Source organism: Streptomyces sp. NPDC046335, assembly GCF_055587985.1.
On the sequence record NZ_JBVJFF010000004.1, the window covers coordinates 636,991 to 649,747 of the forward strand.

Genomic DNA, 12,757 nt, shown 5'->3' on the forward strand with positions numbered 1-12,757 from the left:
GGCCACGACGCCGACGTACGTGTCAACAGTTACACCTGGCAGTGTCAGGTCTCCTCAACAGCCTCAACACACCTTGCCGGTGTGAGAGAACCGCCGTACGGTCCCGTTCATGAGCCGAGACGAATCCACCGGCGCCGCACTGACCCTGCGTCAGCGGCGTCGGGCCGTCGCCGTCGGTGAGATCCTGACCGCCGCCGAGGAGCACATCGCCGAGAACGGGCCGGCCGGCCTGTCGCTGCGCGCGGTCGCCCGGAGCCTCGGTATGACCGTGCAGGCGCTCTACCACTACTTCCCGAGCCGGGACGATCTCGTCACCGCGCTCATCACCAAGGCGTACGAGGACCAGGCGGACGCCGTGCGCCACGCCGTCGACACCGCGCCGAAGGACGCGGGCGTGCCCGGACTCGTGGTCGCGGCCGAGAGCTACCGGCAATGGGCCGTCGACCACCCGGAGCGGTTCCAGCTCATCCACGGAGCTCCGCTGCGGTACTACAGAGCACCCGTCGAGGGCTCCAGCACCCAGGCCGTCCGCCGGATGAGCGCGATCTTCCGGTACGAACTGTTCGGCGGGTTCACCGCCGCGCAGTTGGCCGCCGCCGACACACCCGCGCTCTCGCCCGCCCTGCGCACACACCTGGAGGAACTGCCGCTCCTGGGGCTGGGAGGGCTTTCTCCTTCCGCGGCGGCCCTCTTCCTGAGCGCGTGGGGGCACATGCACGGTCTCGTCGTCCTGGAGGTGTTCGGACACACCACGTTCATCGGCGCCCACCAGGCCGAGGTGTTCCGCATCGCCATGCAGGTCATGCTGCGGGACATCCACGGCCGGATACCGGCCGACGAGGCGCCGGTCTGAACCGGCAGCCCATGTCCGTGCGGGGGGCGACAAATCTTTCCCGGTCATTTCTTTCCCGGTCGTTCAACACCCGCGGCAGGGCCTGCGTATCCCCTGATGAACACGGCGTCTCCGGGAATGGAAAGCACCATGACAGCGTGGCGTGGATTCGAATGCGGGCAGCCGTGGCGGTGAGCGGTGGTCGGCTGCGGTGGTTCCGCGGGCGGTCCGAGGCGAAAGCCCAGGAGCCCGCGGGAATGCGGACCGAGCGTGAGGTGCAGGCTGCCTACGACCTCTACGGCGGTGAACTCTTCGGGTTCGCCTTCAAGGCGCTCGACGACCGGCAGCTCGCGGAGGACGTGGTGCAGGAGACGTTCGTCCGTGCCTGGCGCTCGCCCCGCGGCTTCGATCCGGAGCAGGGCAGCCTGCGGACCTGGCTGTTCGCCATCGCCCGGAACGGGGTGGTGGACGCCATGCGGCGGCGCAAGGTCCGGGAAGGGCCGGGCCAGTCGTCGTGGGACGCCGTGACAGAGCCGTCCTCGACGTTCGACCTGGTCGATCAGCTTCTTGAGCGCATTCAGCTCGGGGAGGCACTGGAGCGTTTGAGTCCGCAGCACAGGGAGGCGGTGGTGGAGGTGTACTTCGGCGGTCGTACCTGCGCCGAACTGGGTGAGAAGCTGGGTGTCCCGGCGTCCACCATGCGCAGCCGCCTGTACTACGGGGTGCGTTCACTGCGGCTCATCCTCGAGGAGAACGGGTGGCTCGCGTCATGAACCAGGAATGCTTCCGATTCCGCCCGCTGCTGACCGAGTGCCTGCTTCGCGGAACGCCGCTGCCGGAGGAGGTGTCCCGGCATCTCGAAGAGTGCCCGGACTGCGCCCGTGAGGTCTCCGAGACCGATGACGTGGTGCGGACACTGCGGAGGGCGGACCCTCTCGTCGGCTGGATCGACGCGCGGACTCCCGAAACGCGTGTACGGCCTTCGAGGGACCTCGGCGAGCGAATCCGCCGGGAAGTGGCCGGAACAGCAACCGACCGGCCCCAGGCCCAGTCCCGGCATCAGCCCCGGCCGAAGCTCCGGCATCGTCGGCGGATCGCCCTGGGTGTCGCCGCTGCCTTCGTCACGGCGGCCGCGGTGGTCGTCCCGCTCTCGTTGGACCAGGATCAGGGCCGGAACCAGGCATCGCCCGCCTCGGCCGTCGAGCTCGTCCGCGAAGGAAAGATGGTCGAACGGCCCGGCGGCACGGAGGTTCCTGTCGCCCTGTCGGGGCTTGAGGCGGGGAAGGTCTACCGCATGATGACCGTCAACGCCAAGGGCACACGTATTCCCAGCGGCACTGTGCGGGCCGCGACCGACGAGCGGGTCACCACCCACATGGTCACCGCCATGCGCAAGGACACCATCACCGCTCTGATCGTCGAGGACGAGCACGGACGGGTCGTGACCCGCGTACCCGTGGCGCCGTCCACTTCCGGCTGACAGCCGAAACACCGGCTTCCCGCCGCCCGAGTCCGTATGGGCGCTCGGGCGGCCCGGCATGCCCGAAAACACCGGCACACCAGGCACGCGTGGGTGGCGGAGCACTTGCCGCCACCTCCGTGGCGCAGGCCGACCAGCGGGTTGGCCGCGTCTTCAGCCCGCAGTACGGCGGCGACGCCGGGGTGCACGGCCTGGCGATCTCGCCGGACCAGCGGCGCCTGGCCGTGGTGAGCGTGACGAGCAACACCGTCCACATGATCGACACGAGGACCAACAAGGTCCTCAACACCACCGACGTGGGCCGGGCCGCCCACGAGGGCAGCTTCACCGCCGACGGCAAGCAGTTCCCGTCGAAGGTGCTGATGAGCCCCGACGGCAGGCAACTGTGGGTCTCCCACAAGAGCGAGGCCAGGGTTTCCGTGGTGGACCTGGACCGCCGCGAGGTCGTCACGGTCCTCGACACCGGGCCCGACACCAACCACCCGCAGTTCGCCGACATCCGCGAAGGGAAGTTCGTGTACCTGACCATGGGCGGGCTGGACGAGACCTGGGTCTACCGCCGGACGAGCGGTGAGCTCTCGGTCACCTCGGTGCCCGCGCTCGACGGGTGGACGGAGAAGACCGTCACCGGCTCCGCCGGGAAGGGCTCCCAAGTGGTCTGGACGGCGGAAGCGGGGCACGAGATCAAGCCGGCCGCCAGCCGGACCTTCAAGGTGAAGGTCGGGCCCGTACCGGACCGGTACTCCCTGGCCTTCGACACGGAGCAGACCTACTCCAACGGCACGGTCGCCGTATGGAACCAGAAGCAGACCGGCGACAAGGAACCGGACCGCCCCGCCCCGGTCCTCGTCATCAACCCCGAGGCCGGCCCGGCACCGGGTAAGGCTGCCGACACCCCGAAGCCGGTCACCGGGGAAGCCGCCGCCCCGTAGTCCGCCCCGCCATCCGTCGCGGCGAAACCCGCCGGCACGGCCGCCGATGAGGACGAGGGCTCGTCCATCGGTCTGCCGCCGGCGATCGGGGTGGGAATCGCCTCGATCGGCGCGGGGGCTGCCGTCTGGGCGACACAGCGGCGCAGGAGCGGGGGAGCGTCGGCTTCGTGACGGCAGGCACCGCATGTGCCCGGACCGCTGGGGGGGCGGTCCGGGCGGAGCTTCGGCGCGTGGAGCCTGTCCCGGAGCAGCGGGTGAGAGCCGCGCTGTCAGACGCCCGTCGAGTTCGTCGCGTAGGGCGGTCGGGTCTCCGCGGCCGGCGCGGGCACGGGCTGTGGGCCGCCCTCGCTGAGACCGAACCGGGAGTGGAACTTCCGCAGGAATCCGGGTGCGTACCAGGCCGAGCGGCCGAGCAGCCGCATCGCGGCGGGAACGAGTACGCCGCGTACGGCGATGGCGTCGATGAGGATGGCGAGCCCGCTGCCCAGGCCGAACATCTGCATGAAGCTGATCTCGGCGGTGCCGAAGGCGAAGAAGCTCACCGCGAGCAGGCAGGCCGCCGCGCTGACGATGCGTCCGGTGTGCCCGAGGCCGTTGGCCACGGCGGACTCGGTGTCCTCGCCCTGGTCGTGGAGTTCCTTGATCCGGCTGGTGACGAACACTTCGTAGTCCATCGAAAGACCGAAGGCGATGCAGAACATCAGCACGGTCATCGAGACCTCCATCGGCTGGGCCGTGAAGCCCAGCGGGGAGGAGAGGTTGCCGTCCTGGAAGATCCAGGTCATGACACCGAGGGTCGCCCCCAGGCTGATCACGTTGAGGGCCAGCGCACGCAACGGCTGCATGACACTGCCGGTGAACAGGAAGAGCAGGAGGAACGTGGTCAGCGCGATCAGGGCCACGGCGACCGGGAGCCGGCCCGCGATGGAATCCTTGGAGTCGACCAGCTCCGCGTCCGTTCCGCCCACCAGGGGCTGTGATCCGGAGGGCGGGGTGGCCGCCCTCACGTCCTCGACCAGGCTCTGGGCCTCGTCCGACTTCGGATCCGCCGCGCTCACCACATTGAGCCGTTGCGCGCCCGGCCGCTCCAGTGCGGCGTTGCCAGGGCCGGGCTTCGTGGACCGCCCCTTGGTGTAGGTGCCGGTGCCGGCCTCGACACGGACGACGTTCTCGAGCCGGGACAGTTCGAGCGCGTACGTCTCCAGCGGAGCCTTGCCCACCGACCCGCTGATGACGACACGCAGGGCGGCGTCCTCGCTGCCGCCGAAGTCCTCCCGCAGCGAGGTGGCGACCTGGCGGCTCGTGGCGTCCTCGGGCAGCACGCGTTCGTCCGGCGTGCCGAAGGAGATGCCCAGGAGTGGGCTCGCCGCCAGCAGCAGCACCCCGAGTACGGGCAGCGCGGTGACCATGGGGCGCCGCATGACGGTGCGGGCGAGGCGCCCCCACACGGAGGACCGGGTGCCGGAGCGGTCCCGCTTCGCCCACGGCATCCGCCCGCTGTTGACGCGGTGCCCCAGGACGACGAGCAGCGCCGGCATCACGAACAAGGTGCTGAGGGCCGCCATGGCGACGACGCCCACACCGGCGTACCCGAACGAGCGCAGGAAGTACTGCGGGAAGACCAGCAGTGCTCCGAGCGCGGCGGCCACCGTCGCGGCGGAGAACGCGACGGTGCGGCCCGCCGTGCTCACCGTGCGCCGGACGGCGTCGTCCACGCTTGCCCCTGAAGCGAGTTGCTCCCTGAAGCGGCTGATCATCAGCAGGGCGTAGTCGATGCCAAGGCCGAGACCCAGAGCCGTGGTGAGGTTGGTCGCGGAGTTGGAGACGTCGGTGATGCCGCCGAGGACGGAGAGCTGGGCGAACGAGCCGGTGATGGCCAGGAGGGCGATGGCCAGCGGCAGAAGGGCCGCGACCACGCTGCCGAAGACGAACAGCAGCAGCACGAGGGTCAGCGGAACGGCGATGGCCTCGGCCAGGACGAGATCCTTCACCACCTGACTCGACAGGTCACTGCCGACCGCGGCGCGGCCTCCGGCCTCGACCGTGAGGGAGCCCTTGTACGTTCCGGTGTAGGCGTCGAGGATCTTCTGGGTGTTCTCCTTCTCCTCGGTCTCGTCGCCTGTCACATGGGCGAGCACCATGGCTTCGCGGCCGTCCTCGGAGCGCAGGCCGGGGCTGTCCGTGTCCCAGTACGAGACGACGTTCGCGAGGGCCTTCTCCTTCTTGAGCGCGGTGACCAGGGCCTGGCCGTCGCGCTCGACGGCCGGGGTGTCGATACGGCCGTCGGAGGCGCGGACCAACAGGACCAGATTCGTCTCCCCGCCGAACTTCTCGTCGATGACCTGCGCGGCCCTGGTGGACTCGGAGGACGGATCCTCGTAACCGCCCCCGAGCAACTTGCCGAACGCCCCGGCGCCCAGCGCGCCCAAGAGGGCCATGGCCACGACGGCGACGACGAGCACCAACCGGGCCCGGCGGATCACCAGTTCGGCCAAGCGTTCAAACATGAACGATCTCCTTCTGCGTCCCTACGATGAAAACGGCGCGAAGCAACGTGAAACGGCTGGGGGGTTGGGAAACCGGCGCCTGTCGAGGCTCATCGCCCCACATCGGGGCGGAAACGCGGTGTCGCGCTCTTCGTCGCCGAGTACGACGTTAGGCAGATGGGGCGTTCTTTGGCAGGGCTATGTTTTCTTGACACTGTTAAGTTTTCCGCGCACGGGTGCGTGAACGGGCGCGGGGCTGAAGGGGCGCGGGGCAGGCCGGGCGGGGTCCGGGGCAGGCTTACCGGCTCGGGCGGACCGAGGCCTCGATGTCGGCGAGCTGGGCCGCGATGATCTCTTCGAACGCGGCGCGGCGATCCACCCCGAGGGGGCGGACGTCGCGGGCGAAGTGGGCCAGGGCGGGGAAGCGTTCGGGGTCGGCGCCGAGCACCGCGACGCGGAACTGCTCCATGCCCTGTTCGTACTCTTCGGGGGTGATGGAGCTGAATCCGGCCTCGGAGGTGATCAGCGCGGCGATGAGGACCGCGAGCCGGTGGTAGCGCGCCGGGATCTCCTCGTCGGGCAGCCCCGACATGCGCAGGGCCTGAAGCACCTCTTCCAGGACAAGCCGGGAACCGGCGCCGCCTGACGCGTACCGCCCCCAGACCGCGGCGAGTTGGGGCTGCTGTCCGAACGCCTCGCGCACGCGCAGGGCCAGGGCGGTGATGCGCTGCTTCCAGTCACCCTCGGCGCGGTAGCCGTCCATGGAAGCCAGCAGAATCCGGTCGGCGACCGAGCGCAGCAGTTCGGTCTTGTTGCGGAAGTGCCGGTAGAGGCTGGAGGAATCGGTGCCGAGGGCCGCGGCCAGCTTGCGCACGCTGAACGAATCCGCGTCGCTGGTGCGCAGCAGCTCCGCCGCCGCATCCAGGATCTCTTCGGTCGACCAACGCCTTCTGCCTGCCATCGTGCTCCTCTCACCGGATCTCACCTTACCTGTGCACTTGGTGTTGCACGCACCGCGTGCATAATGAGGACATGAGCGTGCCGGGCGGGCCGGCACGCCACTCGTGCCCTGTTGCCCGGGTCAGGCGACCGATGCGGAGCCCACCCCCGGGGAACACGAAAGGACGCATGACGTGAAGAACCCTCTGGATTTCGCGGCACTGGACGCGGCCATCGAGAACGTCCGCCGCGCCGGGATGCCGGGCCTGTTCGCCGAGGTGCGAGACGGCGACCAGGTCTGGCGCGGCGCCGCCGGGGTCGCCGATGTCGCCACCGGCCGCCCCGTCACCGTCGACATGCGGCACCGCGTCGGCAGCATCACCAAGACCTTCACCGCCGCGGCGGTCCTCCAGCAGGTCGAGAACGGTCGGATCGGTCTCGACACACCGGTCGGCCGGTACCTTCCCGAGCTGGTTCCGGGAGAACGCGGTGAAGCGATCACCGTCCGGATGCTGATCAACCACACCAGCGGCCTCGCCGAGTACCTCCCGTACGCCTATCCCTCGCTCAAGGGGCTCCCCGTCGTCGCGGACACCAGGCCCGAGAGCCTGGACGACCACCGGCACACGCGGTTCGACCCCGTCGAGCTGATCGAGATGGGGGTCACCGCACCTGCCGTCGGCGTCCCGGGCGGCGATCCGGGGGTGTACTCCAACACCAACTACCTGCTCCTCGCCCAACTCCTGGAAGAGGTGAGCGGCACCACGGCCGAGCAGTGCATCACCCGGAACGTCATCGAGCCCGCCGGGCTCCGGGACACCGGTTTCCCCGCCGGACCATACGTCGAAGGCCCGCACTCGCGGCTCTACGAGTCATGGTTCGGCATGATCGACCCACCGCGCGACTACAGCGTCTTCGACATGTCGTACGCGGGACCGTCGGCCTCGCTGATATCGACCGTCACGGACCTCAACCGCTTCTTCGGCATGCTGCTTGCCGGGGAGATCGTCGGCCCGTCGTCGCTGGCGCAGATGCGACGCACCGCCCCGATCGTCTCCCAGGAGGGAAAGATGATCGACTACGGCCTCGGCCTGTACCCGACGGAGGCCCCCGGACAGGACACCTTCTGGGGCCATGGCGGTACGGTCTGGGGCGGTGGAGTGCTGGCCCTGATCCGCGAGGACGGCGAGCGGCAGATGTCCGTCGCGGTGAACCTCCAGAGGTGGAACGAGTTCGACTCCTCCGGCAAGCCGCAGCCACACCCCATCGACGACGCGCTCGCGAGCCTGTACCGCGTGGCGATGTACGGCTGACCGGAGGCCGAGCGGGTAACCGAGGAGCCGACCTCGGCGATCACCAGCCGGAGCCGCTGCCCTGCTGCCAGACTGGCGGGCATGGCTGGGAACGCGCGTCCGTCGATGCAGGAGCTCATCAACAAGCGCCGACAGGCGGGGTTCGTGGGGCGCCGCGATGAACTCGCCCTGTTCCGCGAGAACTTCGATACGCGGCCGGAAGACCTGGAACACCGTTTCGTCTTCCATGTCCACGGTGACGCCGGCGTCGGCAAGACCACGCTGGTACGCGAACTCGTGCGCACCGCACGCGAGCGCCAAGCACTCACCGCCACTGTCGACGAGGCAGTGAACAGCGTGCCGGAGGTGCTCGAAGCGGTGAGCGTCCAGTTCGCGCGGCTGGGACACCCGCTCAAGGCTCTCGAACGGGCTCTCGTGACCTATCGGCGCCGCCGGGAAGAGGCGTCGGCCGCTTCCCTCGCGCAGCCCGCGCAGAGCCCGGCGGCAGGATCACTCGCTGCCGCGCAGGCCGGATTGATCGGCCTCGGCATGGTGCCGGGGGTCGGCGCGCTCGCCGGGGCCGTCGACCCCGCCCAGCTCGCTCGCGGCGCGGACCACGTACGGACGTCCCTCGGTGCCCGAGCCGGCAGGCAGGAAGACGCGCAGCTCCTCTCCGACCCGCTCCAGGTACTCACCCCGACCCTCGTCTCCGAACTGGACCGTGTCGCAGGGCATGTTCCCTGGATCGCGCTCTTCTTCGACACCTACGAGCGGACCAGTTCGTTTCTCGACGCCTGGCTGCGCGACCTCATCATCAGCGGACGCCATGGCTCGCTGCCCGCCAACACCCTGATCGTCCTGTCCGGACAGGGGCGACTCGACCCCAACCGCTGGGCGGACTGCGCCGACCTGGTCACCGAGATCCCGCTCACCCCCTTCAGCGAATCCGAGGCACGACAGCTCCTCGCCGCCAAGGGAGTGCGGGACGAGAAGGTGGTCCGGGACGTGCTCACGCTGTCGGGACGGCTCCCCGTGCTCCTGTCGACCCTCGCCGAGAACGCCGCTCGCCCGGGAGGTGTGGACGACCCCAGTGCCACCGCCGTCGAGCGCTTCCTGAAGTGGGAGCAGGATCCGGTCCGCCGCGCCGCCGCACTCGACGGAGCATTGCCGCGGAGGTTGAACGAGGACATCTTCCAGTGCGCTGTCACTGATGTGTCCGGTCCTGACGCGACGGCTCTCTACGGCTGGCTGCGCGGCCTGCCCTTCGTCGCCGAGAGCGCGGGACTCGCCCATTACCACGACGTGGTGCGCGACCCCATGCTGCGTCTCCAGCGCTCCATGTCGCCCGACCGCTGGCGCGCGGCCCACAGTCGGTTGGCGGAGTCCTTCGCGAAGCGGCGCGAGCTCGCAGGGGCGGGGCTGGGGCGCTGGGAGCAGGTGGAGAAGGAGGCCTGGTGGGACGAGCGCCTGGAGGAGACCTACCACCTGCTGTGCGCGCGACCGCGGCCGGCCTTCGCGCAAGCCCTGCGGGACGGCCCCGCGGCGTGCGGCATGGGAGCGGAGTCGGCGCGACGCTGGGCCCAGGTGATCGGCGAAGCCGGTGAAGCCGCGGCGGACGACACGCTGCGCGACTGGGGAACCGACTGCCTGACCCTCCTGGGGGACGAGCATCGAGGTGTCGAGAGGCTGCTGGGAATGCTCCTGGCCCGCGCGGAACTCGACGACGAGGCCCGTGCCGACGCCTTCGTGGTCCGTGGCGAGGGACGTCTCGACACGGGGATGCACGAGGAAGCCTTCGAGGACTTCACCCGGTCGATCACACTGGCCCCGCACCGTGCTCGCCCGTACACGGGCCGGGCGATGGTCCACCGCGCACTCGGCCGGTATGAGCAGGCGCTCGATGACCACGACCGCGCCGTCGAACGGCGTGTGTACGGTGTGCGTCCCTACTGGCACCGGGGCGAGACCAACCGGCTGGCGGGAAACGCCGAGAAGGCCATCGCGGACTTCGACCAGGTGCTCGCCATCGATCCCGGCCATGTCTACGCGCTGGCCAGCCGTGCGTGGACGGCGCACACCCAGGGGCGCTCCGCGGCAGCGCTCGCCGACCTCGATCTCGCGATCGACATCAAACCCGACCACATCTGGTCCTTGGTGCGCCGCGCTCAGGTACGGCGTACGACAGGCGACACCACCGGCGCCTGGACCGACCTGGACAATGCTCACGCCGTGTCCCCGAAGAACCCGTGGATCGTCGGGGAACGCGGTGAGCTGCTACGACAGGAGGGACGCCACGAAGAGGCGATCGACGAGTACGACCGCGCCCTTGTGCTCGACCCCGGCTACGCCTGGGCACTGGGCAGCCGCGCGATGGCGAACGAGGCACTGGGCAGGCGGGCGGACGCCCTGGCCGATCTCGACCGCGCCCTCGCTCTGGACCCGTCCTACGGCTGGGCCGCCGCACAACGCGAACGCATCCTCGGCGCGACGCCCTGATGCGGGCCGGGCGCAGCCGTGCGGCGTCAGCCGACCGGCTCCTTGTCGGTCACCCGGCGGGGAGGGTCTCCGGCAGTGGGCTTGCCGAGCGTGGACTCCACGTGCGGGCTCTCGCTCAGAGGGAGCCGGCCGCCGTTGCGGATCGCCTTGACGGAGACGTGGGCGCACGCCGCCACGACCACTATGGTCAGCACGGCGAAGACGACGGACAGCACACCCGTCACCGTGGAGTTCCGCACGACGGCCGCCATGTCGGCGGCGCTCTTGGCCGGCGCCAGCAGTCGCCCTTCGGCCAGGGCATCCGCGTACCGGGAGCGTTGGGCGAAGAAGCCCACCGCCGGGTCGCCGGAGAACACCTTCTGCCAGCTCGCGGTCATGGTCACCGCCAGGCACCAGGCGAGCGGGGCGCCGGTCACCCAGGACCACTTCAGGCGGCCCGACTTGATGAGCAGCGCGGTCGCCACGGCGAGGGCGATGGCTGCGAGCAGCTGGTTGGCCGTGCCGAAGAGGGGATAGAGCTGGTTGATCCCGCCGAGTGGGTCGGTGACACCCACCCACAGGAAGTAGCCCCAGGCCAGGACCACCAGGGCCGAGGTGATCCAGAGTCCCGGCCGCCACGCCTTGTCGCCGAAGCGCGGGATCACATTGCCCAGCATGTCCTGGAGCATGAAACGGCCCACCCGGGTCGCGGCATCCACCGCGGTGAGGATGAACAGCGCCTCAAACATGATCGCGAAGTGGTACCAGAACGCCATCATCCCGCTGCTGCCGAAGGTGTCGGACAGAATCAGCGCGACACCCATGGCGAGGGTGGGAGCGCCACCGGTGCGTGAGACCACGGATTCCTCGCCGACCGCCTTCGCGGCGGCCGCCAGTTCGTCCGGGCTGATGGTGAATCCGAGCGAGCCGACGGCCGCCGACGCGGACTGGAGGCTGTCGCCGAGGAGCCCGGCGGGGGCGTTCATGGCGTAGTAGAGCCCGGGGTCGATCACACACGCGGCGATCAGCGCCATGATGGCCACGAATGACTCCATCAGCATCCCGCCGTATCCGATCGCGGCGACCTGCGACTCCTTCTCGATCATCTTCGGAGTGGTGCCCGAGGAGATCAGCGCGTGGAAGCCGGACAGGGCGCCGCACGCGATGGTGATGAAGGCGAACGGGAAGAGGCTGCCCGCGAAGACCGGCCCGTCACCGTCGCGCGCGAAGTCGGTCAGGGGCGCCGCCGCCATGTCCGGCAGGGTGACGAGGACACCGATCGCGAGAAGCACGATCACACCGACCTTCATGAAGGTCGACAGATAGTCGCGCGGCGCGAGCAGCATCCAGACCGGCAGGACCGAGGCGATGAACCCGTACGCCATCAAGGTCAGCGCCAGTGTCTTCGGCGACAGGACGAAGGCGTCACCGAAGGACGACTCGGCGACCCAGCGGCCACCGGCGATCGAGGCCAGCAGCAGCACCACGCCGATGACGCTGATCTCGCTCACCCTGCCGGGCCGCAGACGACGCAGGTAGAAACCCATGAAGAGCGCGATGGGGATGGTCATCGCGATGGAGAAGGTGCCCCAGGCCGAGTGGGCGAGGGAGTTGACCACGATCAGGGCGAGCACCGCCAAGATGATGATCATGATGGCGAACACCGCGATCAGTGCGGCGACGCCACCGACCAGGCCGATCTCCTCCCGGGCCATCTGGCCAAGGCTCTTGCCGTCGCGCCGCATGGAGAAGAACAGGGTGACCATGTCCTGTACGGCACCGGCGAAGATCACTCCGACGATGATCCAGATGGTGCCCGGCAGGTACCCCATCTGGGCCGCGAGCACCGGACCGACCAGTGGCCCGGCGCCCGCGATGGCGGCGAAGTGATGGCCGAACAGCACGCGCCGGTCGGTGGGGTGGAAGTCCGCGCCGTCGTCGAGCCGTTCGGCGGGGGTCGCGCGGCGGTCGTCGACGCCGAGCACGCGGCGCGCGATGAAACGGGCGTAGAAGCGCTGCGCGATCAGATACGAGCCGACCGCCGCCGCGACCACCCAGATCGCGGAGACCCGCTCGCCCCGGGAGAGGGCGAGGACGGACCAGCCGGTCGCGCCGACCGCTGCTATGAGGATCCAGAGCAGGATCCGTGCCTGGCGGGAACTCCGCACGGTGTTGCGCCTTTCCTGGTTGGGCGTTGGGAGTGGTACTGCGTTCCGCGGCCGGGTTACAGGCCGAGTTCGACCTCGAACTCGCCGGCTTCCAGGATCGCCTTGACGGCGGTCAGGTAGCGGGCGGCGTCGGCTCCGTCGACCAGGCGGTGG

9 protein-coding genes are annotated in these 12,757 nt (G+C 69.6%); 6 read left to right on the forward strand and 3 right to left on the reverse strand.

The genetic code is table 11. The features are described from left to right. Positions 1–109 precede the first annotated feature (109 nt). The 4 genes from ACZ6JY_RS12345 (at position 110) to ACZ6JY_RS12360 (ending at position 3,244) form a co-directional block, all read left to right on the forward strand. Positions 110–853, forward strand: a complete 744-nt coding sequence (locus tag ACZ6JY_RS12345; RefSeq protein WP_469194976.1) for a TetR/AcrR family transcriptional regulator — start codon at positions 110–112, stop codon at positions 851–853. Positions 854–990: 137 nt separating this feature from the next. Further along, positions 991–1,605 (forward strand): sigma-70 family RNA polymerase sigma factor, encoded by a 615-nt coding sequence (locus ACZ6JY_RS12350; protein WP_469194978.1) that lies wholly within the window; start codon positions 991–993, stop codon positions 1,603–1,605. Continuing rightward, positions 1,602–2,312: an anti-sigma factor gene (locus ACZ6JY_RS12355; protein WP_469194980.1), complete on the forward strand. Its 711-nt coding sequence runs from the start codon at positions 1,602–1,604 to the stop codon at positions 2,310–2,312. The genes ACZ6JY_RS12350 and ACZ6JY_RS12355 overlap by 4 nt, the downstream gene beginning before the upstream one ends. 89 nt (positions 2,313–2,401) lie before the next feature. After that, a complete protein-coding gene (locus tag ACZ6JY_RS12360; RefSeq protein WP_469194982.1) occupies positions 2,402–3,244 on the forward strand; it encodes a DUF1775 domain-containing protein in 843 nt (280 codons plus the stop codon). Between the two features lie 269 nt (positions 3,245–3,513). Here the strand turns inward: ACZ6JY_RS12360 and ACZ6JY_RS12365 are convergent, their stop codons facing one another. Further along, on the reverse strand, positions 3,514–5,751 hold the full coding sequence (locus tag ACZ6JY_RS12365; RefSeq protein ID WP_469194984.1) for an MMPL family transporter: 2,238 nt from the start codon (positions 5,749–5,751) through the stop codon (positions 3,514–3,516). A 277-nt stretch (positions 5,752–6,028) separates the two neighbouring features. Continuing rightward, the gene (locus ACZ6JY_RS12370; RefSeq protein WP_469194986.1) at positions 6,029–6,691 is read right to left on the reverse strand and encodes a TetR/AcrR family transcriptional regulator; all 663 of its coding nucleotides are present in this window, start codon (positions 6,689–6,691) and stop codon (positions 6,029–6,031) included. A gap of 172 nt (positions 6,692–6,863) precedes the next feature. Here ACZ6JY_RS12370 and ACZ6JY_RS12375 point away from each other — a divergent pair, with 172 nt between their 5' ends. Together ACZ6JY_RS12375 and ACZ6JY_RS12380 are read left to right on the forward strand one after the other, a co-directional pair. Next, positions 6,864–7,982, forward strand: a complete 1,119-nt coding sequence (locus ACZ6JY_RS12375) for a serine hydrolase domain-containing protein (protein ID WP_469194988.1) — start codon at positions 6,864–6,866, stop codon at positions 7,980–7,982. A gap of 81 nt (positions 7,983–8,063) precedes the next feature. Further along, complete coding sequence (locus tag ACZ6JY_RS12380) at positions 8,064–10,457, forward strand: tetratricopeptide repeat protein (protein WP_469194989.1); 2,394 nt, start codon at positions 8,064–8,066, stop codon at positions 10,455–10,457. A 26-nt stretch (positions 10,458–10,483) separates the two neighbouring features. Here the strand turns inward: ACZ6JY_RS12380 and ACZ6JY_RS12385 are convergent, their stop codons facing one another. Continuing rightward, positions 10,484–12,604 carry a carbon starvation CstA family protein gene (locus tag ACZ6JY_RS12385; RefSeq protein ID WP_469194991.1) on the reverse strand — a complete coding sequence of 707 codons (2,121 nt, stop codon included), beginning with the start codon at positions 12,602–12,604 and terminating at the stop codon, positions 10,484–10,486. Positions 12,605–12,757: the final 153 nt, after the last annotated feature.

Coding starts and splice junctions, on each gene's coding strand:
- ACZ6JY_RS12345 (WP_469194976.1), top strand. CDS start 110: ATGAGCCGAGACGAATCCACCGGCGCCGCACTGACCCTGCGTCAGCGG.
- ACZ6JY_RS12355 (WP_469194980.1), top strand. CDS start 1,602: ATGAACCAGGAATGCTTCCGATTCCGCCCGCTGCTGACCGAGTGCCTG.
- ACZ6JY_RS12365 (WP_469194984.1), bottom strand. CDS start 5,751: ATGTTTGAACGCTTGGCCGAACTGGTGATCCGCCGGGCCCGGTTGGTG.
- ACZ6JY_RS12370 (WP_469194986.1), bottom strand. CDS start 6,691: ATGGCAGGCAGAAGGCGTTGGTCGACCGAAGAGATCCTGGATGCGGCG.
- ACZ6JY_RS12380 (WP_469194989.1), top strand. CDS start 8,064: ATGGCTGGGAACGCGCGTCCGTCGATGCAGGAGCTCATCAACAAGCGC.